Source organism: Roseateles subflavus, assembly GCF_030285365.1.
GTDB classification, from domain to species: Bacteria; Pseudomonadota; Gammaproteobacteria; order Burkholderiales; family Burkholderiaceae_C; genus Roseateles_B; species Roseateles_B subflavus.
In genome coordinates, this window is sequence record NZ_JASVDS010000005.1 from 290,262 (window position 1) to 312,038 (window position 21,777).

Consider the following 21,777-nt stretch of genomic DNA (forward strand, 5'->3'; position numbering starts at 1 on the left):
CCTTTGCGTGGCGTCGGTCCCTGCGCCGACAGTCCCGGGGCGGCAAGCCCCATGCCCGGGTGTCAGGCCGCCGCGGGCAGCTTCTGCCGCAAGTCCGGCTTCACCACCAGGAAGCGGCCGATCACCAGCGCGTCCAGCGGCGTGCTGGCAAACGCCTCGAGGGCGTGGCGCGGCGTGCAGACGATGGGCTGGCCCCGGACGTTGAAGGAGGTGTTGATGAGCACCGGCACGCCGCCATGCCGCTCGAAGGCCAGGAGCAGCGCATGGAGCCGCGGCTGGTCCTCGCGGCGGACGGTCTGCACGCGGGCGCTCTGGTCCGTGTGGCAGGCGGAGGGGATGCGCTCGCGCCGGCCCGGGCGCAGGCGATGGGTGAAGAGCATGAAGGGCGATTCGCCGCCGCGGGCCTGCGAGGGCTCGAACCAGTCGCCCAGCCGTTCCAGCGGCAGCACGGGCGCCACCGGCCGGAAGTCCTCGCGGTCCTTGAGCTCGTTGAGCCGCGCCTGCATGGCCGGATCGATGGGCGAGGCCAGGATGGAGCGCGCCCCCAGCGCGCGCGGCCCGAACTCCATGCGCCCCTGGAACCATCCCACGATGCGGTTGGCGGCGAGCAGCTCCGCGGTGCGCTCGGCGATGTCGTCCAGCGGCTCGTAGTCCAGCCGGGCCCACTGCAGCAGGGCCTCGATCTCCTGGTCCTCGTAGGCCGGGCCGAGGAAGGCGTCACGCATCTCCCATCGCCGCGGCGCCAGCGGGTAGACGAGGCCGGTCGCGTGCGGCTGGGCGTCGCTGCGGTCGAGACTGGCGTCCGCAGCGCCTTCGGTGAGCCGCTCGCGGGCATCGACCCACAGCGCGGCGCCGAGCGCGGTGCCGGCGTCTCCGGCCGCCGGCTGCACCCAGACGGCATCGTAGAGACCGCTGTCCCGCAGCCGGGCGTTCATCACGCAGTTCAAGGCCACGCCGCCGGCCAGGGCGAGGCGGGTCTCGCCGCTGGCCTCGCGCAGCCAGCGGGCGAGCTGCAGCACGGCGTCCTCCAGCAGGTCCTGCAGCGAGGCGGCGAGGTCCAGGTGGCGCTCCTCAAGCCGTTCGCCGGGGCCGCGCGGCGGGCCGAACGCCTGGGCCAGGTCGAGGGGCAGCAGCTCGAACTGCCCCTGCTCGCCGAGCTGCAGGTGCGCGCGCAGCACCGCCGCATGGCGCGGGCTGCCGAGCGCCGCCAGCGCCATCACCTTGTACTCGTCGCTCGAATGCACAAAGCCGAGGTGGGCCGTCACGCGCTCGTACAGCAGGCCCAGGGAATGCGGGACATGCACCTCGCCCAGCGCGCCATAGCGGTGCTCGCGGTAGACGCCGTAGCTGGTGGTGGCCCGCTCGCCCCGGCCGTCCAGCGTCATCACGGCGCAGCGCTCGAAGGGCGCGGCGAGAAAGGCGCTGGCCTGGTGGCACAGGTGGTGGGCGACGAAGTGCCATTCGTAGGGCGCCTGCTCGTGGCGCACACCGGCGAAGCGCGCCCGCAGGTGATGCGGCACGGCGTCCACCAGCAGCCGCGGCGCGCAGCTCACATAGCTCGCGAAGAGGGGGTCCCAGGGGTTCTCCCAGGGCCCGCGCCCGGCGGCCGAGGGCTCCAGCGGGAGCCGCAGGCCGCCGTGCTCCCGTGCCCTGCCATCGATGAAGCGATGGGGGTTGAAGCTGTAGGCCACGTGATCGACGTCCGCCAGCCCAAGGCCCGCTTCGCCCAGGCAGTAGTCGATGGCATGCCAGGGCAGCTCCCAGGCCGTGAAGGGCAGCGGACGCTTGCCGTGCTTGATGCGGGTGAAGCGTTCTTCCTCCGCGGCGGCCACGACGCGGCCGTCGCGCACGAGCGCCGCCGCGGGGTCGTGGAAGCAGGCGTTGATTCCCAGAGTGATCATGCGGACGTCCGTCAGTGCGTGAAGCCGCGCCTGGGGCAAGCGCCTCGCCCGCGCGGCGGCAAGTTCTGCGGCAAATCCGGGCGGACCGTCGGCCCCGGGAACGCAGCGGCCGGTGCCCGCGCCGGGAACGCCAGCTGCCGCGGCCGGCGCATGCAACGCCTGCTGCCTGAAGTCCGACTCCCGCTGCCCCCGAGGGCGAGCCCGCCCGCGGCCGGGCTGCCGGGGCGGCCGCTCGCCGTCTTCGGTGCGGGCTATGTGGGCCTCGTGACCGCGACGTGCCTGGCCTGGCTGGGGCACCGCGTGGACGTCATCGAGCCCGAGCCGCGCCGCCTGCGCCAGCTGCGCCAGGGGCGGGTGCCCTTTCATGAGCCGATGCTCGCCGAGCTGCTGCACGAGCAGCTGCGGGCGGGCCGGCTGCGGATCGCGAGCGGGCCGCGGGCGACGCTGGCGGCCCTGGCCGGCGACGGGCTCGCGCCGCCGGCGCTGCTCTTCGTGGCCGTGGGCACGCCGATGCAGGCCGACGGCAGCGCCGCGCTGACGCAGGTGATGGCGGCCGCCGACGACATCGCCCGCCACCTCGCCGGGCCGGCGCAGGTCGTCATCAAGAGCACCGTGCCCGTCGGCACGGGCGAGCGGGTGCAGGCGCGGCTGCGCGAGGGGCTGCGGCGGCGCCAACGGGACTGGCCCGTCAGCGTGGCGTCCAACCCGGAGTTCCTGCGCGAAGGGCTGGCGGTGCAGGACTTTCTGCGGCCGGCGCGCGTGGTCGCGGGCAGCGAGGATGCGGCCCTGCTGGACGTGCTGCGCGCGCTGCATGCGCCCTTGACCTGCGCTCAGCGGCCCTTCCTGGCGATGGACCTGCGCAGCGCCGAGCTGTGCAAGTACGCCTCGAACGTGATGCTGGCCGCCCGGCTGAGCCTGATGAACGAGCTGGCGCTGCTCGCGGAGCCGCTCGGCGCGGACATCGAACAGGTGCGCGCGGCCGTCGGCCTGGACCCGCGCATCGGGGCGCAGTTCCTGCGGGTGGGCTGCGGCTTCGGCGGCTCCTGCCTGCCCAAGGATCTGCAGGCCCTGCGCCATGCCGCTGCGGCGCTCGGGGAGGCCACGCCCATGCTGGACGCCATCGCCCGCAGCAACGAGCGCATGGTGGGCCTGCTGGAGCGTCGGCTGTGCGAGGCGCTGGGTGAGGACCTGCGCGGGCGCTGCGTGGCCGTGTGGGGCCTGGCGTTCAAGCCGCACACGGACGACGTGCGGGATGCGCCCGCGCTGGCGCTGGTGCGCGCCCTGTGTCGGCGCGGCGCGCAGGTGCAGGCCTACGACCCGCTCGCCGGCATCAGCGCCCGCGAGGCCCTCGGCGACGCACCGGGCTTCCGGCTGGCCCCCACCGCCTTGCGGGCGCTGCATCAGGCGGATGCGCTGCTGCTGGTCACCGAGTGGCCGCAGTTCACCGAAGTGCACGCCGGCCAGCTGCGCGCCCGCATGCGCGGCGCGCTGGTGCTGGACGGTCGCAATGCACTGGCCGGCCCGCTGCTCGCGGCGGCGGGGCTGGACTACCGCGGCATCGGGCGCGGCGCCGGCAGGGCACAGGCGGCCGAGCGCATGGCGCAGGACGGGAACCCGTGCCCTGACGCCGCACGGCCGGACCCGGCACCCTCCCGCCGGCCCGCCGGCGCGAGCCTGCTGCCGGCGGGCTGAAGAGGGCGACGAGGGATGGTGGCGCCCCGTCGACCCGCTGCGTGCCACGTGCCCGAGGCCTCGCGGTGGGGACGCTCCTGCTTCTGCTGACGGGCGCCGTGCTGCTGGCGCTGGCGGTGTCTCACCGATGGCGCCGGCGCCTGCCGCTCACGGCGGCGGTGGTGTACCTCGTCGCGGGCTGGCTGGCCGGCCTGCTGGTCGGTGCGCTGCCTGTGGGGGACTGGAAAGTGGCCGTGCCCGCGCTGCACCTGGCGACGGAGTTCGCGCTGCTGATGTCGCTGTTCGGCATCGGCCTGCGCCTGCGGCGGCGCCTCGACCGGGGCAGCTGGCGGGCCGCAGCGCGGATGGCGGGGCCGGGCATGGTGCTCGCGATCCTCGCGGGCGGCATCGCGGCCACCCAGTGGCTGGGGCTGCCGTGGCCGGCGGCCCTGCTGCTCGCCGCCATCCTCGCGCCCACGGACCCGGTGCTGGCCTCCGAGGTCCAGATGCGCTCGGACACGGACGGCGATGCCGTGCGGCGCGTGCTCACCGCCGAGGGCGCCCTCAACGACGCCACGGCCTTCCCGGCCGTGATGCTGGCCCTGGGCTGGCTGGGCCTGCATGCGCTGGGCGTGGGCGGCCCGGCAGGCAGTCCGCGCTGGTGGCTGCAGGACCTGCTGTGGCCCATCGTGGGCGGCGGGCTGCTCGGCCTCGGCCTGGGGCGCCTGCTGGGCGCCTGGCTGCGCTGGTGCGTGGGACGCGGCGAACTGCTGGCGCGAGACGAGCTGCTGTTCGTCGGCACCGTGGCGCTGGCCAGCGGCCTGGCGCGTGCCACCGAGGCGTCGGCCTTCCTGCTCGTCTTCTGCGCGGGGCTGGTGCTGCTGCCGTCGTCGTCGCGCAGCCCGGACACGGAGGGGGATCTGGCGTCGCTGTCCCTGCCGGATCGCATCGACGGCTTCGGCTCGCGCGTGGAGCGGCTGGTGGAGGCCGCCTCCGTGCTGGCGCTGGGGCTGGCGCTGCACAGCGTGCGCATCAGTGCGGCGATGCTGGGCTTTGCGCTGACGCTGCTGCTGCTCGTGCGGCCGTTGTCGGTGCGGCTGGTGCTGCCGGGGACGGGCTTGCTGCGCCGTCAGCGCCGCCTGCTGGCGTGGTTCGGCATCCGCGGGCTGGGCTCGCTGTTCTACCTGTGCCATGCGCTGCAGGCGGGGCTGGTGGGGGCGGTGGCGGAGGGGGTGGCCGGGGCGACGCTGGTGAGCATCGCCCTGTCGATCCTGCTGCACGGCGTGTCGGTGACGCCGCTCATGACGGCGTACCGGCATCAGCGCGCGCGCCCGCCGCGCGGGCCGGATGAGCCCTCAGCGCGGGCGGCCGCGCCGGAACAGGTTGACGATGGCCAGCAGGATCACCGCGCCCAGCAGGGACACCAGCAGCGCGCCCACGCTGAAGACGCCCTGGTTGATCGTGGGAATGCCCAGGATGGGCGTGATGAAGATGCCGGCGATCGCGGCCCCGACGATGCCCACGACCACGTTCAGCAGGAGGCCCTGCTGCCCGTCCGTGCGCATCAACAGGCTGGCGACCCAGCCGATCAGGCCGCCCATGACGAGCAGCACGATGAGATTGACCATGAAGAAGCCTCCTATACGGCCCGACGGGGCCAGGCAGGGCCTTGCGGCAAACGCTGTGCCATCGAGGGCGTGGCCCTGAGCCCGGACAGGCGGGTCGCATGAGCGCCGGGCCCTGGCGTCCGCTGCGTCGCGTCCTGCAGGTGCTGCGGGAGGCGGGCGAGTCCTGGCTCGACGACTACGCGCCGAGCATGGGCGCGGCGATCGCCTTCTACACCCTGTTCTCGCTCACGCCGCTGCTGCTGATCGTGATCTCGCTCGCCGGGCTGGTGGTGGGCGTGCCCGCGGCGCGCGAGGCGGTGCTCGCGCAGTTCGGCGGGGTCGCGGGCTCGGACATCGCCCGGCTGCTCGACGCCATGATCAGCAGCCTCGACCGCCCCGCGGCGGGGCTCGCGGGCGTCGGGCTGGGCGTGCTGAGCCTGCTGGTCGGTGCGACCTCCGTCTTCGGTGAGCTGCAGAACGCGATGGACCGCATCTGGCACGTGCCGCCGCAGGCCCGGGGCGGGGTCTGGAAGATCCTGCGCTCGCGCGTGCGCGCCCTGGGGCTGGTGCTGAGCCTGGGCTTCCTGCTGATCGTCTCGCTGCTGCTCAGCGCGGCGCTGGCGGCCCTGCGTGCGCGCTGGGAGGCCGGGCTCGAGTCCCTGCTCGTGCTTGCGCAGCTGGCCGATCTGCTGCTCAGCGCGGGCCTGGTGAGCCTGCTGTTCGGCATGATCTACAAATGGGTGCCCCAGGTGCCGCTGCGCTGGCGGGACGTGCTGCCGGGCGCGATGGTCGGCGCGCTGCTGTTCACGCTGGGCAAGTCGCTCATCGCGCTGTACATCGCCCGCAGCGGCGTGACCTCCCCCTATGGCGCCGCGGCCTCGCTGGTCGTGCTGCTGCTGTGGGTCTACTACGCGGCGCTGATCTTCCTGCTGGGTGCGGAGATCACCCGCGCGGTGGTGGTCCCGAAGGTGCCGGCCGGGCCGGATCGCGGGGGGCGTCGGCCGGGGGCGTGACCAGGGAGTCGAGCGCGGAGCCCGGGTCTTCCTCGCCGGCCACGGAGGGCGTGCTGTCGGCCGCCGTGGCGGCGTCGGCGGCGGGAACCGGGGTGGACCGTGCCGGCGTCCTCGGCGATCGCGGGTCGTTCATGGCGTCTCTCCTCAGGGGGTGGTGGCGGGAGCGAGGACCAGCCGCCGGAACTGGCTCAGGGCCTGAGCCACCACCTGGTCCATGTTGTAGTACTTGTAGCTGGCGAGTCGACCGATGAAGGTGACGTCCTTGAGCAGTGCGCCCTCGGCCTCGTAGCGGCGGAAGAGCGCCGTGTTCTCGGGGCGCGGCACCGGGTAGTAGGGGTCGCCCTGGGCCTGCGGGTACTCATAGACCAACGCCGTGGCGGGGTGCAGCTGGCCGGTGAGGTGCTTGAACTCCGTCACCCGGGTGTAGGGCTGCTCATTGGGGTGGTTGATGGTGCCGCAGGGCTGCAGGTGCTCGCGGCCGGCCGGCAGCGGCCGGGTGAGGTGCTCGAAGCGCAGGCTGCGATAGGGCAGGGCGCCGAAGCAGTGATCGAAGAAGGCGTCGATGGGGCCCGTGTAGACCATGTGCCGCCACGGGACGCAGTGCACGATGTCGCGATAGTCCGTGTTCAGCATCACCTGGATGCCCGGGTGCGCGAGCAGGTTCTCGAACAGGCGGGCATAGCCGTGCAGCGGCATCGCCTGGTAGGTGTCGGTGAAGTAGCGGTCGTCCCGGCTGCTGCGCACCGGCACGCGCGCCGCCACGCCGGCATCGAGCTCCGAAGGATCCAGCCCCCACTGCTTGCGCGTGTAGCCGCGGAAGAACTTGTTGTAGAGGTCCCGTCCCACGCGGGAGACCACCACGTCCTCCGAGGTCCGCACGGCGTCCACCGCCTCCGCCTGCTGCTGGAAGAAGGTCTCGACCTCGGCGCTGCTGAGACGCAGGCCGTAGAGCCGGTTCACGGTGTCGAGGTTGATGGGGATGGGCAGCAGCTGCCCGTCCACGCTGGCCCGCACGCGATGCTCGTAGGGGCGCCAGCGCGTGAACTGCGAGAGGTAGTCGAACACCTCGGCCGAGTTGGTGTGGAAGATGTGCGGGCCGTAGGGATGCACGAGCAGCCCGTCGGCGTTGTAGTGGTCCCAGGCGTTGCCGCCGATGTGCGACCGCTTCTCCACCACCAGCACGCGCTGGCCGGCCTGGCTGGCGAGGCGCTCGGCCATCACGCAGCCGGCGAAGCCCGCGCCGACGATGAGGGTGTCGAAGCCGGCCGTGCCGCCGGTGCGAGGGGAGAAGCGTTGCCGGTAGGTCTGCATGCGGCGCTTCGGCAGGCCGCATGCCCGCGGCACCGGCAGGACCCGGCATGAGGATTGCCGCCGCGGCAGCCTCCGTGGCCGCTGTCCACACCCTGACCCTGAGGTGATCCATGACGCCATCGTCTCCCGCTTCCTCCCCGTCCTCCCCGTCCTCTCCGCCTCCTTCGGCTTCTTCGCCTTCTTCGCCTTCTTCGCCTTCTTCGACGCGTTCGTCTCCTTCGGCTCCTTCGTCGGCCGCTCCGTCGCCTGCCTCGTCCTCGCCCGCCCGCGTGTCGATCGGCGACGACCTGCTGAGCGCCGGCGGCGAGGCCCGCCCCCGAGCCTCCGGGGCATCGACCGGCTCGACCGGCTCGACCGGCTCGACCGGCTCGACCGCCTCGACGGATCCGGGCGACGCGTCGAAGCTCGATGTCGACCCCACGGACCAGGAGCGCCTGGACCGCTGGGTGGAGCGCCTGCACGCCGGCATCGACCATCTGGCCGATGCGGCGGTGCCGCGGCTGCTGCGTCTGCAAAGCGGCTTGCGGGCCACGCGTGGCACGGTGCGCCGGCAGGCCGGGATGGTCCGCGAAGACGGCGAAGCCTGGGCCGAGAGCCTGCGCTGCACGGTTCGCGAGCATCCGGTGAAGGCCATTGCCGTCGCCGCGGCCTTCGGGCTGCTGCTGGCGCGGCTGAGCCGCTGAGGCACTCGAGGCGGGCCGGGCGCCGCGGACGCCCGGCCCGCCGGGGCGCCCGCCTCGGGGCGCCCGTCAAGGCCCGTTCAGGCGCTTTCCTTCTCGTCGCCGTGGCCCGCTGCGTGCCCACCGGGCGAGCGGCTGGCCTGGCCCGAGGCGGCGCGGGCGGACTTCCCCGTCCGGCCGGTCTGTGCCTCGGGCGGCGGCGTGGCCGCGTCGTCGCTGCCGCCGTCCGCCGCTTCGGGCGGCTCGTCGGTGCCGATGCCCAGGCGGCCCACGCCGTCATCGCGCGAGCGGTCTTGGGGCGTGGCGTCGCCCTCCTCGCCGCCGTCCGAGCAGTAGGCCGCACGCCGCTCCCCGAACTCGCGGGCCATCTGCAGCCAGTCGAGCTTCACCTTCATCAGCTGAGGGAACATCTCGCGCTCCTCTTCCTTCACGTGGTGCAGGGTGTACTCGCACAGGACGGTGAAGCGCGCCTGGTGCTCGTCGGTGCCGGGCGGCAGGCCCCGCAGCTGGCCGATCAGCAGGTGCAGCATCTCGTGCTCCACCACGGCCTCGCTGATCTGATCCGTGTCTTCCAGGACCTCCCGGGCCGCCGGGTAGAGCAGCGTCTCCTCCAGGCGGGCGTGAAGCTCCAGCTCGTCCAGCACCTGCGTCACGAGGGCCGCGCGCGTGTCGGCGTCCTGCTCGGCGTCGAGCCGCCGGTACCTGGAGTAGGCCTTCTTGACCCGCTGGTGGTCGTCCTTGAGCTGGGAGATGAGTTCGTTGCGCGCCTTCGACAGGGCGCGGCTGCTGGTGCCGCTGCGGGAGCGGCTGACGCGGCTGCTGGTGCCGGCACGGGCGGTGTCACCGGACGGGGCTGTGGGCATGAGGGCCTCCAAGACTAGGGTGTGGGCGGCAAGGCAATCCACATGCCGGGATGGGCGTGACGGGCGGGGGGCCGGCACGGCATTTGCCTCACGGGCCCCACCACACGCCGGGCCAGCGGCCCTCGCGTGCGCCTTCCTCCCTCGTTCCCATCGGAGACCCTCGCCATGACCGACATCACCACGCCCCACACGCCCGCCTCCGCGAGCGCCCACACGCCGCCGCATGTCACGGCGCTCTTCCCCGACCGCGACGCCGCGGAGCGCGCCTACCAGGTGGTCGTCGACCGGGGCTACCGCCGGGAGGACGTCAATGTGCTGATGTCCGAATCCACCCGCCACCGGCTCTTCCCGGCCGACGAGGCCCGTCCCACCGAGCTGGGCACCAAGGCGGCCGAAGGCACGGGCGTGGGCGCGAGCATCGGCGGCGCGCTGGGGGCGCTCGTCGCGGGGATTGCGGCGGCCGGCACCACGCTGGCCATCCCGGGGCTGGGCCTCGTCATCGCCGGCCCGCTGGCCGCCGCCCTGGCCGGTGCCGGCCTGGGGGGCACGGCGGGTGGCCTGGTCGGCGCCCTCATCGGCTGGAACATCCCGGAGGAGCGCGTCAAGGCCTATGAATCGGGCCTGCGCGACGGCGGCATCCTGCTCAGCCTGCGGCCGCGCAGCGAGGAGGACGCGCGTTACGTCGAGGCGCAGTGGCAGGCGATGCAGGGCCGCACCGCGGGCATCTGAAGCCCGGACCGGCCCGGGCGCCCGGCTCAGCCCAGAGAGGCGGCCGGGGCCCGCACGGCTTCGGCGCCCGGGCGCCCCGCGCTGCGCCGCTCGGGCCGTGCCGGCAGCGAGATGGCGCGCAGCGTGGACTCCACGCCGGCCGGGTAGCGCGCCGCGAAGTCGCCCAGCGAGACCACGCCCACCAGCCGGTGGTCGCCATCGACGACCAGCAGCCGCCGGATCTGCACGCGCGCCATTTCAGCCAGCACGTCGCGCGCATCCGCATCGCCCGCACACACGCGCACGGTGCCGCTCATGATGTCGCCCACGCGCGTGGCGGCCGGGTCCAGACCGGCCGCCACGGCCCGCACGGCGATGTCCCGGTCCGTGATGATGCCCAGCACCTCGCCCTGCTCGCAGACGGGCAGGGCGCCCACATTGAGCTCGTCCATGAGCTGTGCAGCCCGCTGCAGCGTCTCGCGCGGGCCGATGGAGACGGGGTCCGGCGTCATGATCTCGGCGGCTTGGGTCATGGGTCCTCCTGCAATGTCCGTGAACCGCACAGGGGCAAGGCCCGTGCCCGCCCGCCCGGACGGCGGTGGCGCGACTTCGCGGCCGCGCCACCGGCACGGTCAGCGGCAGTTCTTGCGGCAGCCCCTGCAAAGGGCCTGGCATGCCATGGCACGCGGCCTGCCGCAGGCACGGGCGACGGCACACAGGACTTCCCGCCATGACCCCCATGAACCACCGCTTCTCGGAACTCTTCGCCCAGCTCGGCCTGCCGGACCACCCCGAGGAGATCCGGCACTTCCTCTGGCAGCACTCGCCGCTGGACCCCGGCCTGCGCCTCCACGAGGCGCCGTTCTGGACGACCTCCCAGGCCCAGCTGCTGAGCGAGGAGCTGGCCGCCAATGCCGACTGGGCGCAATTGGTGGACCAGCTCAGCACCGCCCTGCGCACCGCGCACCTCTCGGGGGATGAGGACGAGGCGCTGGAATGAGGTGCGGCGCTCAGCCCTGCAGCAGCTTGTGCACGAGCTCGGGCGTCGTCGCCGCCTCGTACTTCTTCATCAGCCGCGCCCGGTAGACGTCCACGGTGCGCGGGCTGATCTCCAGGCGACGGCCGATCAGCTTGCTCGTGAGCCCCTCGATCAGCAGCGCGGCGATCTCGCGTTCGCGCGGGGTCAGGTCTCCGGTGATGCGGCGCCGCGCGGAGAGGTCCTCGAAGCTCCAGATGCCCTGGGCATGCGGCTCCTCGGGCCGCAGCGCGCGGCCGGCCACATGGCACCAGAAGAGCTCGCCGATCCCGGTGCCGCCCACGCGCTTCATCACCCGGTCATCGGCGTAGTAGCCGCGGGCGTCGAGGCTGGCGGCGATGCGCTCGCCCATGCGCTCGAACTCGTCCGGGCTCGGGTAGAGCAGGGCGAAGCTCTGGCCGATGAGCTGCTCGCGCGTCGCGCCGAAGATGGCCAGGGCCTGCTCGTTGCAGTCCACGATGAGGCGGCGCTCCGAGAGCATCAGCCCCACGGGCGCCTGGTGGAAGGCGGTGCGGTAGTCGAGGCCCATGCGTGGGGCGCTCAGAGCAGGGCGTAGGTCGTCGTGGCCTGCACGGCCAGGCGGCCCTGCTCGTCGAGGAGGTCGATGCTGCCGAAGGCCAGGCTGCGGCCACTGCGCAGCACCGTCGCCTTCACGGTGGCATGCGAGCCGCTCAGCGGGCGCAGAAAGCTCGTCTGCAGCTGCACGGTCGTCATGGGCTTGAAGGCGCCGAGCTGGCTCATCATCGCCAGCACCATCGCGGTGTCGGCCGCGGCCATGGCCGTCTGCCCGCACAGGACACCCCCCACATGCACGAACGCCGGGCGGATCGGCAGGCGCAGCTGCACGGTCCCGGCCTCCGCCTGCTCGACCTCCAGGCCCATGGCCGCGATCCAGGGCGCGAAGATCTCGGGGATGGCGGCTTGCAGGGCTTCGGCGTTCATGGCGTCTCCGGGGGGAAGGGGCAGGGACAGGGGGAGGGGGCAGGGCGGCCGGATGACCGGGCCCGAGCGGACCTGACGATAGTCAATTTTACGTAACGACTACGTAAAGGCTTACGTAGTACGCTTCGGCGCTGTTGCCGCGGGCTGCGGCGCGCCTTTCCACCAGGAGATCCCGATGAACAAGCTTTACCCCAGCGCCGCCGCGGCCCTGGACGGCATCGTCAAGGACGGCCAGTTGCTGGCCGTGGGCGGTTTCGGTCTGTGCGGCATTCCCGAAGCCCTGATCGCCGCGCTGCGCGACAGCGGCGTCAAGGACCTCACCGTCATCTCCAACAACGCCGGCGTGGACGGCTTCGGCCTCGGCCAGCTGCTGGAGACGCGCCAGATCAAGAAGATGATCTCCAGCTACGTGGGCGAGAACAAGGAATTCGAGCGCCAGTACCTGGCGGGCGAGCTGGAGCTGGAATTCACGCCCCAGGGCACGCTGGCCGAGAAGCTGCGCGCCGGCGGCGCCGGCATCCCGGCCTTCTTCACGCGCACCGGCGTCGGCACCCTCGTGGCCGAGGGCAAGGAGCTGCGCGAGTTCGACGGGCAGACCTACGTGATGGAGCGCGCCCTCACGCCCGCGGTGTCGCTGGTCAAGGCGCACATCGCCGACAAGAGCGGCAACCTCGTGTTCCGCCGCACCGCGCGCAACTTCAACCCGGCCGTCGCGATGGCCGGCCAGCTGACCGTGGTCGAGGTGGAGCAGGTCGTGGAGATCGGCGAGCTCGATCCGGACGCCATCCACCTGCCCGGGATCTATGTGCACCGCATCGTGCACAACCCCACGCCCGAGAAGCGCATCGAGAAGCGCACCACCCGGAGCGCCGCGTGACCCCGCGGCTCAGCGCACTGCCCTTTTTGGAGATTTGACATGGCCTGGACCCAAGACCAGATGGCAGCACGCGCTGCCCAGGAACTGCAAGACGGCTTCTACGTGAACCTCGGCATCGGCATCCCGACGCTGGTGGCCAACCATGTGCCCTCGCACATGGACGTGTGGCTGCAGAGCGAGAACGGCATGCTGGGCATCGGCCCCTTCCCGACGGAGGACGAGGTCGACGCCGACCTCATCAACGCCGGCAAGCAGACCGTCACCACGCTGCCGGGCTCGTCGATCTTCGGCAGCCACGACTCCTTCGCCATGATCCGCGGCGGCAAGATCAACCTGTCCATCCTCGGCGCCATGCAGGTCACGGCCCAGGGCGACCTGGCCAACTGGATGATCCCCGGCAAGATGGTCAAGGGCATGGGCGGCGCGATGGACCTCGTGGCCGGCGTCAAGCGCGTCATCGTGCTGATGGAGCACGTCGCGAAGAAGAAGGACGGCACCGAGGACCTCAAGATCCTGCCGCAGTGCACCCTGCCGCTGACGGGCAAGGGCGTCGTGAACCGCATCATCACCGACCTCGCCGTGATGGACGTGACGCCGGACGGCCTCAAGCTCGTCGAACTGGCGGATGGCGTGACGCGTGAGTTCGTGCAGAGCCGCACGGGCGTCCCGCTGATCTGAGCCCGCAGCCTCCTGCATGACAGCCGGCCCTCGGGCCGGTTTTTTCATGCCTGAAGGCCGGCCCCGGCAGGGAGCAGGTAAAGAAGCGTCAAGCCGCCCGGCGCCTGTCCCCCGCCAAGTGCTTGTCAGCGTTGGCATTCGGATCGGTTGCGCGCCGGGACATCGTTAACGAATGCTTGCGAGTTGACTCCCATGATTCGCATGGCGGACAAACAGATGCCCTAGGCTGCGCGGGTTGTGCCTCCCTCCTCCTGCCTGGAGCCCGTCATGTCTGCCTCCGACCTTCTCGATGCCGAGCCCGCCGTCCGCCCCGAGGTTCCGCCTCCCGCCGACGGCGCGGCGCTTCCCGCGGGCCTGATCGCCCTGGCCGCCGCGCTGCCGCTGGCGGCCTGCGGAGGTGGGGGCGGCAGCGATGGGGCATCCCCAACACCCACCCCCACCCCGACGCCGACGCCGACGCCGACGCCGACGCCGACGCCCGTCCCGATGCCCGTCCCGTCCCCGCCGACGGACGCCACGGCGGCCCGCTTCCTGAACCAGGCCGGCTTCAGCGCCACCCCGGAAGACATCGCCACCGTCAAGGCCCGGGGCTATGCCGCCTGGCTGGACGCCGAGTTCGCCAAGCCCCTGAGCCAGAGCCACTATGACTGGATGGTCGCCAAGGGCTATGGCGCCGTCGACTTCCGCAATGACTTCCGGGGCGTGGACAACACGATCTGGCGCAAGCTCATCAGCTCGCCGGACACCCTGCGCCAGCGCGTGGTGCTGGCCCTGAGCGAGATCTTCGTGGTCTCCATGGCCGGCATCCCGGTCACCTGGCGGGGCATGGCCGTCGCCACCTACCTCGACATGCTGGAGGCCAAGGCCTTCACCAGCTACCGCGAGTTGCTGGAGGGCGTGACGCTGTCCAATGCCATGGGCTCCTACCTCAACATGCGGGGCAACCAGAAGGAAGATCCCAAGACGGGCCGCGTGCCGGACGAGAACTACGCCCGCGAGGTGATGCAGCTCTTCAGCATCGGCCTGTACCAGCTGCGGCTCGACGGCACGCCGGTGCTCAGCGGCGGCAAGCCGGTCGAGACCTACCAGCAGTCCAACATCACCGAGCTGGCGCGGGTGCTGACGGGCTGGGACTTCGACGGCGCCAGCGCCACCGACCCGGGCTTCATGAAGAAGCCGATGGTCCACAACCCGGCGCGCTTCTCCACGGGCGCCAAGAAGGTGCTGAACGTCGACATCCCCGCCACGGCGGACGGCCCGGCGGCGCTGAAGATCGTGCTGGACACGCTGGCCAACCACGCCAACACCGCGCCCTTCTTCTCGCGCCAGCTGATCCAGCGCCTGGTCTGCTCCAACCCCAGCCCGGCCTACGTCCAGCGCGTGGCCACGGTCTTCAATGACAACGGGCAGGGCCAGCGGGGGGACATGAAGTCGGTGATCAAGGCCATCCTGCTCGACATCGAGGCGCGCAGCCCCGGCAGCGGCCTCGATACCGGCAAGCTGCGCGAGCCCGTGCAGCGCTTCGTGCAGTGGGCGCGCCTGGCGGGCCTCACGTCGCCGACGGAGCTCTGGAACATCGGGGACCTCAGCAACCCCGCCAACCGCCTCGGCCAGAGCCCGCTGCGCAGCCCCTCGGTCTTCAACTTCTTCCGCCCGGGCTACGTGCCGCCCAATTCCGTGCTGGGCGACAACAAGGTCACCGCGCCCGAGTTCCAGCTGCTCAACGAGAGCACGGTGGCGGGCTACCTGAACTTCATGCAGAGCGTGATCGCCAACGGCATCGGCGAGCTCAAGCCGGTCTACACCGCCTTCGACGCGCTGGCGCTGGAGCCGCCCCGGCTCGTGGCGCAGCTGGCCCTGCTGCTGGCCGGCGACACCGTCAGCGCGGGCACGCAGACGCTCATCGCCAATGCCATCGGCGCGATCGCCGCGAGCAATGTGGCCAATGACGCCGGCCGCCTCAACCGCATCCGGGCCGCCATCCTCATGCTGATGGCCGGCCCCGAATACCTGATCCAGAAGTAAGGAGCGCCGCCATGCATCCCAGCAAGCTTCCCCAGCTGCAGCGCCGCGAGTTCCTGCGCCGCGCCTCCGCCCTCGGCCTGGCCGGCACCGCCGCGCCCTTTGCGCTCAACCTCGCCGCGCTCGGCGAGGCTGCCGCCCAGACGGCCGGCAATGACTACAAGGCGCTGGTCTGCGTCTTCCTCTACGGCGGCAACGACTACGGCAACACGCTCGTGCCCTACGACGCCACGAGCTACGCGTCCTATGCCACGATCCGCGGGGCCATCGCCACGCCGCGGGACCAGCTGGCCGCCACGGCGCTCACGCCGCGCATTGCCCTGCCGGATGCCCGCCAGATGGCGCTGGCGCCGCAGATGGGCCGGCTCAAGACGCTCTTCGACAGCGGCCGCCTGGGCGTGCAGCTCAACGTCGGCACGCTGATCCAGCCGACCACGCTGGCCCAGTACAAGGCCCAGAGCGTGCCCCTGCCGCCCAAGCTCTTCTCCCACAACGACCAGCAGAGCGTCTGGCAGGCGTCGAGTCCCGAAGGTGCCGTCACCGGCTGGGGCGGGCGCATGGGCGACCGTTTCCTGTCCGGCAACGGCAACACCACCTTCACCTGCATCAACGCCTCCGGCAATGCGGTCTTCATGGCCGGCCAGCAGGCGGTGCAGTACCAGGTCGCCACCAACGGCGCCGTGGCCGTCAATGCCGTCACCAAGCCGCTCTACGGCTCCCAGCAGTGCGCCGATGCGCTGCGCACGCTGATCACCGCGCCGCGCTCGCACTGGATGGAGCAGGAGCTCAACCGGGTGGTGTCCCGCTCGCTGTCGGCCCAGACCATCGTTTCGAGCGCGCTCAATGCGCTGCCGCCGCTCACCACCGTCTTCGACCCCAACAACGGCCTGGCGCAGCAGCTGCAGATCGTGGCGAAGCTGATCGGCTCGCGCGCCAGCCTCGGGGTCAAGCGGCAGGTCTTCTTCGTCTCCATGGGCGGCTTCGACCTGCACGACTTCCTGCCCAACCAGCACCCGGGCCTGCTGACGGCCGTGAGCGAGGCGATGGGCGCCTTCTACGACGCGACCGTCGAGCTGGGCATCGCCGACGCCGTGACCACCTTCACCGCCTCGGACTTCGGCCGCACGCTCAGCAGCAATGGCGACGGCTCCGACCACGGCTGGGGCAGCCACCACTTCGTGATGGGCGGCGCCGTCAAGGGCGGCCGCTTCTGGGGGCAGCTGCCCTCGGTCACCGTCAACGGGCCGGACGACGTCGGCCAGGGCCGCCTGCTGCCGACCACCTCCGTGGACCAGCTCGGCGCCACGCTCGCGAGCTGGATGGGCGTGAGCGCCACCGACCTCCCGGGCGTGCTGCCGCAGATCGGCAACTACTCGGTGAAGGATCTGGGTTATTTCGTTTGAGGATGGCAGCGGCGGGCGGCCGGCCTACACTGGCCGCCATTCACGGATCCATCGCCTGCCATGAGCCTGATCGCCCCTGACCGCACGCCGTCCCGTCGCGCCACTGCCCGCCCGCGCCCGTCGCCCTTCAGCCCGGCGCTCGCCGCCGCGTGCCGGCCTGTGCTGCCGGTGATGGCCGCGCTGGCCCTCCTGGGGTCAGGTCTTGCCGGCTGTGCGCAGGCGCCGCTGACGTCGCCGTCACTGTCGCCGACACCATCGCCGGCGCCGTCGGCGGCCTCCTCAGCGGCAGCGTCCGCGCTCGCGGCCCAGCAGGCCCAGCCCGAGAGCGAGAGCGGCTGGGAAGACAAGCCGGGCTGGCGGCTCCCGCACGGGGGCGTGGCCGCCGCGAACCCGCTGGCGGTAGATGCCGGCGTGGCCATGCTGCGGGCGGGGGGCAATGCGCTGGACGCCGCGATTGCCGTGCAGATGGTGCTGACGCTGGTCGAGCCCCAGAGCAGCGGCATCGGCGGCGGCGCCTTCCTGCTGCACTGGGACGGCCGCCGTCTGCGCGCCTTCGACGGCCGCGAGACGGCCCCCGCCGCCGCGGACGAGTCGCTCTTCCTGCAGCCCGACGGCAAGCCCATGCCCTTCATGCAGGCCGTCGTGGGCGGCCGCAGCGTCGGCACCCCCGGCCTCCTGCGCATGCTGGCGCAGGCGCACGCGGTCGAGGGGCGCCTGCCCTGGGCGCAGCTGTTCGAGCCGGCCATCCGCCTGAGCGAGCAGGGCTTCCCCGTCAGCGCCCGCTTCCAGAAGCTGCTGGCCGAGGACGAGTTCCTGGCGAAGGACCCCGTGGCGGCCCGCTACTTCCTCGACGCCGCCGGCAAGCCCTGGCCCCGCGGCCATCTGCTGCGCAACCCGGCCCTGGCCGAGGTGTTCCGCCGCATCGCCCGCGAGGGCGCCGAGGCCTTCTACCGCGGCCCCATCGCCGAGGACCTGGTGCGGCGCGTGCGCAGCCATCCCGTCAATCCCGGCACGCTGGCTTTGTCCGACCTTGCGGCCTACCGCCCGAAGGAGCGCGAGCCGCTGTGCACGGACTGGTCCGGTCCGGGCCGCCAGCCCTGGCGCCTGTGCGGCTTCCCGCCGCCTTCGTCGGGCCATCTCACGATCATGCAGATGCTGGGCATGCTGCCGCCGGTGCCGGCCGCCGAGGCGCTGCAGGCCGGCAAGCCCGGCGCCGACTGGCTGCACCGCTACACCGAGGTCGCGCGCCTCGCCTTCGCCGACCGCAACCAGTACATCGCCGACCCGGACTTCGTGCAGGCGCCCGGCGGCCGCTGGGAGACGCTCCTGGCCCCGGACTACCTCCGCCAGCGCGCCCGCCTTGTGGGCGAGCGCAGCATGGGTCAGGCTCAGCCCGGGCAGCCGGCGCCCCAGCGCAGCGCCTATGCCCCGATGGCCGCCCAGCCGGAGTACGGCACCAGCCACATCAGCGTGGTGGACCGTGAGGGCCGTGCCGTCGCCATGACGACGACCATCGAGGCCGTCTTCGGCGCCCACGTCATGAGTGACGGCGGCACCGGCCTGCCGGGCGGCTTCCTGCTCAACAACGAACTGACGGACTTCTCACTGGTGCCGCGTGACGCCCTGGGCCGGCCCGTGGCCAACCGCGTCGAGCCGGGCAAGCGGCCGCGCTCCAGCATGAGCCCGACCCTGGTCTTCAACCCGCAGGACGGCCGGCTGATGATGAGCCTGGGCAGCCCGGGCGGGCAGGGCATCATCCATTACGTGGCCAAGAGCCTCATCGGCGTCCAGGACTGGGGCCTGGATCTGCAGCAGGCCTTCGCGCTGCCGAATGTCGCGAGCTTCAACGGGCCCACGGTGCTCGAGGCCGGCCAGTTCCCGGCGGCCACGAAGGAGGCGCTCAAGGCCCGCGGTCACACGGTGGTTGAGCGGGACATGACCAGCGGCCTGCATGGCCTGCAGCGCCAGGGCGCCGGCTGGTTCGGCGCCGCGGATCCGCGCCGGGAAGGCGCGGCCCGGGGGGCGGATCAATGAGTGAACCGGCCCCTGCGCGGCCCCTGCGCGGCCTGTGGCATTCCTTGGGCCCCTGGGGCCGCACGATCGCGTGGTGCCTGGCTGCGGAGTTGATCGCGGTGCTGGTGATGTCCGTCGGGGTGCGGTGGCTGTTGGCCGGGGACCTGGGGCAGTCCCTGCTGCTGGGCCTGGCCGTGTCCATCGGGACGCTCGGCCCGGTGTCCCTGTGGCTCGGGCCGGCTTTGCTTGCGCGTGAGCGGCGGGCTCAGCGTCGTCACCCGTTCGCGTCAGTGTGAGCTCTGCGGGCCGTCCACGGGCCGTCCGCGCAGCCTCCGCGCGCCGGGTGCCGCCCGGACGCGGATCCCCGCGCGCGGCGCGGCCAGCGCGGCCTCAGCCCGCCAGCGCCCGGATCTGCCGCAGCAGCGAGGGGCCCTTGCCCGTGAGCTGCTGGCTGATCAGGGCTTTGAGCGGCGGCAGGTGCGCGGCGCCCTGCAGCACACCCTGGCGCAGGGCGCGGGCGAGGGGGCGCTCGTCGGTGAAGAGCTTCACCACGGCATTGGTGCCCAGATAGATCGGCCGCGTGGCGCGGCGGTGTTCGCGCTCGAAGCGCTCCAGGGGCACGGTGTCGCCGAGGTCGGCGCCGGGGCGGTGGCGGCGGGCCATCTGCAGCTCCCGGGCCAGCGTTTCGACGCCATAGAGTCCGAAGTTGTAGCCATGGGCCGTGACCGGGTGCATGCCCACGGCGGCGTCCCCGATGAGCGCGAAGCGCCGGGCCACGAAGCGGCGCGCATACGTCGCGACGAGCGGATAGAAGTGCCGTGGCCCGGCCAGGCGCAGGGTGCCGAGGCGCCCCTGGCTGTGGGTCTGGACCCAGTCGAGGAAGGCCTCATCCGGGAGATCCAGCAGGCCCTGGGCCTCGTCCGCGTTGACGGTCAGCACCAGCGAGGCCAGGTGCTCCTGAAGCGGCAGCCAGGCCATGGTGTGGCCGTGGTGGAAGCATTCCAGCGCGGTGTGCTGGTGCGGCAGCTCGTGGTGCATGCGGCACAGGATCACGCTGCGACCGAAGTCCAGCAGGTCGGCGCCGATGCCGGCCAGGCGGCGGCTGGCGGAGAAGCGGCTGTCCGCGGCGATGACCAGCGGCGCGCTGAGGCGCTCGCCGCTCTCCAGCACCAGCTCGGCGGCCCGCCCGCCCTGGGCCAGCAGGTTGAGCTTGGCCACGCGGGTGCCGCAGCGCAGGGTCACGAGCTCCTGCCGGCGGCACACGCCCTGGTAGGCGACCTGCCGCAGCCAGTGGTTGGGCACGAGATGGCCGAGGCGGTCCGTGCCCTGGCCCTCGGCGGTGAACCCCAGGAAGCGCGCATCCTGGCCGTTGAAGACCTGTGCGGCCTTGAGCGGGGAAATCGCCTCGGGGGGCAGGTCTCCCCAGGCCCCGAGCTGCTGCAGCACGCCCATGCCGCGGTGGGTGAGGGCGATCTCGCGGCCGTCCTCCTGCGGCTCGGCGATGGACGCCAGCGGCGCCTGCTCCAGCACGGTCGAGGCCATGCCGATGTCGGCCAGTGCCGCGGCCATGGACAGGCCCGCGGGGCCGGCGCCGATGATCAGGACGGAATCGGAAGGGGTCGAGGTCTGCACGATGCGGGGGGGCACGAGGGCCGGCATTGGAAGCGCGAGCAGGGTAGCCCAGGGGCGCGGTCGGCGGCTTGATCCTGGTCAGCGAGGCGGCCGAGAGGCGGGCAGCGTCAGGCGGACGTCCTGACGCCCGGCGTGCGCCGGGCCGCGACCCGGGTAGGCCCTGTCGAGGGGGGGCACAGACGGGGGGCCGCAGAGACGGGGGCCGCAAAGCGGGGCGGCGAGCGCGTGCTCCCGGGCGGGCGCCGAGCCCGTGCCCGGGATGGCTGCGGTGGCGCCAGGACCGGTCGACGCATAAAAAACGCCCCGGCCGATGCACGGGCGGGGCGTCGCAGGGGACGGGCGCGCGATGGGTCGGGAGACCCCTGGCGCCGCGGCCGCGGGTTCAGCGCTCGTTGCGCAGCGTGCGCAGGCTCCAGACGGCCGCCAGGGCCTGCACCGTGTACAGCAGGCCGCTCCAGACCTCGTAGGGCAGGCCCAGCAGGCGGTAGGCGGCGGCCTCGTTGCAGCCCGCCGTGGCCATGAAGACCGAGGGCAGGCTCTCATCGAGGTGCAGGGCCATCACGAGCTGGTCCGCGAAGGTCATGTTGCAGCTGGCCGACTGCGCGGCCACTTCGTGCTGCCAGACGGCCGCGGCCAGCCCGGCGAGCGCCAGACCCGCCACGAGGACGAGACTCAGCAGCCGCAGCGGCTTCATCCGGCCCTGCAGGCCCAGCAGCCAGCCGAGACCCGAGACGAGGCCCAGCAGCAGGAACACGCCCCGCTGCATCACACACCACGGGCAGGGGCGCACGTCGAAGTAGTGCTGGGCCACCAGGGCCATGGCCAGCGAGCCGAAGCTGCTCAGACAGACCAGGGCCAGCACGCGGCCCGGCCAGGGGGAGGGGCGCAGAAACATCAGGCCAGCACTTCGGCGACGAGGTCGATCTCGACGCAGGCGCCCATCGGGTTCTGCGCCACGCCGAAGGCGCTGCGGGCGTGCTTGCCCTGCTCGCCGAAGACCTCGGCCAGCAGCTCGGAGCAGCCGTTGGTGACGAGGTGCTGCTCGGTGAAGTCGGGGGCGCTGTTCACCAGGCTCATCAGCTTGACGATGCGCACCTTGTTCAGGTCGCCCACGGCGGCGTGCAGGGTGCCCATCAGGTCGATGGCGACGTGGCGCGCGGCCTGCTTGCCGGTGGCGGTGTCCAGGTCCTGGCCCAGCTTGCCGACCCACACGGCGCCGTCCTTCTTGGCCAGGTGGCCCGACAGGAAGAGCAGGTTGCCGGTCCGCACGAAGGGCACGTAGGCGGCCACCGGCACGGCCAGCGGCGGCAGGGTGATGCCCAGGGCGTTCAGGCGGTCATACACAGAGTTGGGGGTGCTCATGGCGGCTCTCGCAGGGGATTGGTGAAAAACTGGCCGGCATCCTACACCCGTGACAGAA

Annotated in this window: 21 protein-coding genes and 1 pseudogene; 12 read left to right on the plus strand and 10 right to left on the minus strand. The window is 72.4% G+C overall.

All coding sequences use genetic code 11. From position 1 onward, the window contains the following. Positions 1-62: 62 nt before the first annotated feature. The gene (locus QRD43_RS18130) at positions 63-1,901 is read right to left on the minus strand and encodes a carbamoyltransferase family protein (protein ID WP_285983911.1); all 1,839 of its coding nucleotides are present in this window, start codon (positions 1,899-1,901) and stop codon (positions 63-65) included. 150 nt (positions 1,902-2,051) lie between these two features. Here QRD43_RS18130 and QRD43_RS18135 point away from each other — a divergent pair, with 150 nt between their 5' ends. Both QRD43_RS18135 and QRD43_RS18140 read left to right on the plus strand, forming a co-directional pair. Then, positions 2,052-3,593, plus strand: coding sequence for a UDP-glucose dehydrogenase family protein (locus tag QRD43_RS18135; RefSeq protein WP_285983912.1), 1,542 nt, complete (start codon positions 2,052-2,054; stop codon positions 3,591-3,593). Between the two features lie 116 nt (positions 3,594-3,709). Beyond that, positions 3,710-4,867, plus strand: a pseudogene (locus QRD43_RS18140) (cation:proton antiporter domain-containing protein); the annotation flags it as partial. A gap of 60 nt (positions 4,868-4,927) precedes the next feature. Here QRD43_RS18140 and QRD43_RS18145 read toward each other — a convergent pair. After that, positions 4,928-5,200 (minus strand): GlsB/YeaQ/YmgE family stress response membrane protein, encoded by a 273-nt coding sequence (locus tag QRD43_RS18145; protein ID WP_285983966.1) that lies wholly within the window; start codon positions 5,198-5,200, stop codon positions 4,928-4,930. A 98-nt stretch (positions 5,201-5,298) separates the two neighbouring features. On the opposite strand from QRD43_RS18145, the gene QRD43_RS18150 reads away from it, so the two are divergent. Continuing rightward, the gene (locus QRD43_RS18150; protein WP_285983913.1) at positions 5,299-6,192 is read left to right on the plus strand and encodes a YihY/virulence factor BrkB family protein; all 894 of its coding nucleotides are present in this window, start codon (positions 5,299-5,301) and stop codon (positions 6,190-6,192) included. A 144-nt stretch (positions 6,193-6,336) separates the two neighbouring features. On the opposite strand, the gene glf is transcribed toward QRD43_RS18150, so the two are convergent. Then, on the minus strand, positions 6,337-7,503 hold the full coding sequence (gene glf, locus QRD43_RS18155) for a UDP-galactopyranose mutase (RefSeq protein WP_285983914.1): 1,167 nt from the start codon (positions 7,501-7,503) through the stop codon (positions 6,337-6,339). A 269-nt stretch (positions 7,504-7,772) separates the two neighbouring features. Here glf and QRD43_RS18160 point away from each other — a divergent pair, with 269 nt between their 5' ends. Then, positions 7,773-8,186, plus strand: a complete 414-nt coding sequence (locus QRD43_RS18160; protein WP_285983915.1) for a hypothetical protein — start codon at positions 7,773-7,775, stop codon at positions 8,184-8,186. 77 nt (positions 8,187-8,263) lie between these two features. Here QRD43_RS18160 and QRD43_RS18165 read toward each other — a convergent pair whose 3' ends face one another. Next, entirely contained in the window at positions 8,264-9,046 is a 783-nt protein-coding gene (locus QRD43_RS18165) for a hemerythrin domain-containing protein (protein WP_285983916.1), read from the minus strand. Between the two features lie 165 nt (positions 9,047-9,211). Here QRD43_RS18165 and QRD43_RS18170 point away from each other — a divergent pair, with 165 nt between their 5' ends. After that, positions 9,212-9,775, plus strand: coding sequence for a hypothetical protein (locus QRD43_RS18170; RefSeq protein WP_285983917.1), 564 nt, complete (start codon positions 9,212-9,214; stop codon positions 9,773-9,775). Positions 9,776-9,801: 26 nt separating this feature from the next. On the opposite strand, the gene QRD43_RS18175 is transcribed toward QRD43_RS18170, so the two are convergent. Beyond that, the gene (locus QRD43_RS18175; RefSeq protein WP_285983918.1) at positions 9,802-10,287 is read right to left on the minus strand and encodes a CBS domain-containing protein; all 486 of its coding nucleotides are present in this window, start codon (positions 10,285-10,287) and stop codon (positions 9,802-9,804) included. A 197-nt stretch (positions 10,288-10,484) separates the two neighbouring features. Between QRD43_RS18175 and QRD43_RS18180 the strand changes: the two genes are divergently transcribed. Next, positions 10,485-10,754: a DUF2789 family protein gene (locus QRD43_RS18180; protein ID WP_285983919.1), complete on the plus strand. Its 270-nt coding sequence runs from the start codon at positions 10,485-10,487 to the stop codon at positions 10,752-10,754. Positions 10,755-10,764: 10 nt separating this feature from the next. On the opposite strand, the gene QRD43_RS18185 is transcribed toward QRD43_RS18180, so the two are convergent. Both QRD43_RS18185 and QRD43_RS18190 read right to left on the minus strand, forming a co-directional pair. Continuing rightward, positions 10,765-11,319 (minus strand): LuxR C-terminal-related transcriptional regulator, encoded by a 555-nt coding sequence (locus QRD43_RS18185; protein WP_285983920.1) that lies wholly within the window; start codon positions 11,317-11,319, stop codon positions 10,765-10,767. Positions 11,320-11,330: 11 nt separating this feature from the next. Then, positions 11,331-11,732: a PaaI family thioesterase gene (locus tag QRD43_RS18190; RefSeq protein ID WP_285983921.1), complete on the minus strand. Its 402-nt coding sequence runs from the start codon at positions 11,730-11,732 to the stop codon at positions 11,331-11,333. Positions 11,733-11,907: 175 nt separating this feature from the next. On the opposite strand from QRD43_RS18190, the gene QRD43_RS18195 reads away from it, so the two are divergent. The 6 genes from QRD43_RS18195 to QRD43_RS18220 all read left to right on the plus strand — a co-directional run bounded on the left by QRD43_RS18195 (position 11,908) and on the right by QRD43_RS18220 (position 19,021). Then, the gene (locus tag QRD43_RS18195; RefSeq protein WP_285983922.1) at positions 11,908-12,609 is read left to right on the plus strand and encodes a CoA transferase subunit A; all 702 of its coding nucleotides are present in this window, start codon (positions 11,908-11,910) and stop codon (positions 12,607-12,609) included. 39 nt (positions 12,610-12,648) lie between these two features. Continuing rightward, positions 12,649-13,287, plus strand: a complete 639-nt coding sequence (locus QRD43_RS18200) for a CoA transferase subunit B (protein WP_285983923.1) — start codon at positions 12,649-12,651, stop codon at positions 13,285-13,287. A gap of 267 nt (positions 13,288-13,554) precedes the next feature. Beyond that, a complete protein-coding gene (locus QRD43_RS18205; RefSeq protein ID WP_285983924.1) occupies positions 13,555-15,312 on the plus strand; it encodes a DUF1800 domain-containing protein in 1,758 nt (585 codons plus the stop codon). Between the two features lie 11 nt (positions 15,313-15,323). Continuing rightward, positions 15,324-16,712 carry a DUF1501 domain-containing protein gene (locus tag QRD43_RS18210; protein WP_285983925.1) on the plus strand — a complete coding sequence of 463 codons (1,389 nt, stop codon included), beginning with the start codon at positions 15,324-15,326 and terminating at the stop codon, positions 16,710-16,712. A 171-nt stretch (positions 16,713-16,883) separates the two neighbouring features. Continuing rightward, entirely contained in the window at positions 16,884-18,746 is a 1,863-nt protein-coding gene (locus QRD43_RS18215) for a gamma-glutamyltransferase family protein (protein ID WP_285983967.1), read from the plus strand. Next, the gene (locus QRD43_RS18220) at positions 18,743-19,021 is read left to right on the plus strand and encodes a hypothetical protein (protein ID WP_285983926.1); all 279 of its coding nucleotides are present in this window, start codon (positions 18,743-18,745) and stop codon (positions 19,019-19,021) included. The genes QRD43_RS18215 and QRD43_RS18220 overlap by 4 nt, the downstream gene beginning before the upstream one ends. A gap of 94 nt (positions 19,022-19,115) precedes the next feature. Here the strand turns inward: QRD43_RS18220 and ubiM are convergent, their stop codons facing one another. The 3 genes from ubiM to QRD43_RS18235 form a co-directional block, all read right to left on the minus strand. Then, complete coding sequence (ubiM, locus tag QRD43_RS18225) at positions 19,116-20,372, minus strand: 5-demethoxyubiquinol-8 5-hydroxylase UbiM (protein ID WP_285983927.1); 1,257 nt, start codon at positions 20,370-20,372, stop codon at positions 19,116-19,118. Positions 20,373-20,739: 367 nt separating this feature from the next. Continuing rightward, a complete protein-coding gene (locus QRD43_RS18230; RefSeq protein ID WP_285983928.1) occupies positions 20,740-21,252 on the minus strand; it encodes a disulfide bond formation protein B in 513 nt (170 codons plus the stop codon). Beyond that, positions 21,252-21,719 carry a RidA family protein gene (locus tag QRD43_RS18235; RefSeq protein WP_285983929.1) on the minus strand — a complete coding sequence of 156 codons (468 nt, stop codon included), beginning with the start codon at positions 21,717-21,719 and terminating at the stop codon, positions 21,252-21,254. Before QRD43_RS18235 ends, QRD43_RS18230 begins: the two co-directional genes overlap by 1 nt. Positions 21,720-21,777 lie beyond the last annotated feature (58 nt).

Bases quoted from the DNA above. Each gene is read 5' to 3' on its own strand.
- QRD43_RS18130 (WP_285983911.1), bottom strand. From the start codon at position 1,901: ATGATCACTCTGGGAATCAACGCCTGCTTCCACGACCCCGCGGCGGCG.
- QRD43_RS18135 (WP_285983912.1), top strand. From the start codon at position 2,052: ATGCAACGCCTGCTGCCTGAAGTCCGACTCCCGCTGCCCCCGAGGGCG.
- QRD43_RS18145 (WP_285983966.1), bottom strand. From the start codon at position 5,200: ATGGTCAATCTCATCGTGCTGCTCGTCATGGGCGGCCTGATCGGCTGG.
- QRD43_RS18150 (WP_285983913.1), top strand. From the start codon at position 5,299: ATGAGCGCCGGGCCCTGGCGTCCGCTGCGTCGCGTCCTGCAGGTGCTG.
- glf (WP_285983914.1), bottom strand. From the start codon at position 7,503: ATGCAGACCTACCGGCAACGCTTCTCCCCTCGCACCGGCGGCACGGCC.
- QRD43_RS18165 (WP_285983916.1), bottom strand. From the start codon at position 9,046: ATGCCCACAGCCCCGTCCGGTGACACCGCCCGTGCCGGCACCAGCAGC.
- QRD43_RS18170 (WP_285983917.1), top strand. From the start codon at position 9,212: ATGACCGACATCACCACGCCCCACACGCCCGCCTCCGCGAGCGCCCAC.
- QRD43_RS18175 (WP_285983918.1), bottom strand. From the start codon at position 10,287: ATGACCCAAGCCGCCGAGATCATGACGCCGGACCCCGTCTCCATCGGC.
- QRD43_RS18180 (WP_285983919.1), top strand. From the start codon at position 10,485: ATGACCCCCATGAACCACCGCTTCTCGGAACTCTTCGCCCAGCTCGGC.
- QRD43_RS18185 (WP_285983920.1), bottom strand. From the start codon at position 11,319: ATGGGCCTCGACTACCGCACCGCCTTCCACCAGGCGCCCGTGGGGCTG.
- QRD43_RS18190 (WP_285983921.1), bottom strand. From the start codon at position 11,732: ATGAACGCCGAAGCCCTGCAAGCCGCCATCCCCGAGATCTTCGCGCCC.
- QRD43_RS18195 (WP_285983922.1), top strand. From the start codon at position 11,908: ATGAACAAGCTTTACCCCAGCGCCGCCGCGGCCCTGGACGGCATCGTC.
- QRD43_RS18200 (WP_285983923.1), top strand. From the start codon at position 12,649: ATGGCCTGGACCCAAGACCAGATGGCAGCACGCGCTGCCCAGGAACTG.
- QRD43_RS18205 (WP_285983924.1), top strand. From the start codon at position 13,555: ATGTCTGCCTCCGACCTTCTCGATGCCGAGCCCGCCGTCCGCCCCGAG.
- QRD43_RS18210 (WP_285983925.1), top strand. From the start codon at position 15,324: ATGCATCCCAGCAAGCTTCCCCAGCTGCAGCGCCGCGAGTTCCTGCGC.
- QRD43_RS18215 (WP_285983967.1), top strand. From the start codon at position 16,884: ATGGCCGCGCTGGCCCTCCTGGGGTCAGGTCTTGCCGGCTGTGCGCAG.
- QRD43_RS18220 (WP_285983926.1), top strand. From the start codon at position 18,743: ATGAGTGAACCGGCCCCTGCGCGGCCCCTGCGCGGCCTGTGGCATTCC.
- QRD43_RS18230 (WP_285983928.1), bottom strand. From the start codon at position 21,252: ATGTTTCTGCGCCCCTCCCCCTGGCCGGGCCGCGTGCTGGCCCTGGTC.
- QRD43_RS18235 (WP_285983929.1), bottom strand. From the start codon at position 21,719: ATGAGCACCCCCAACTCTGTGTATGACCGCCTGAACGCCCTGGGCATC.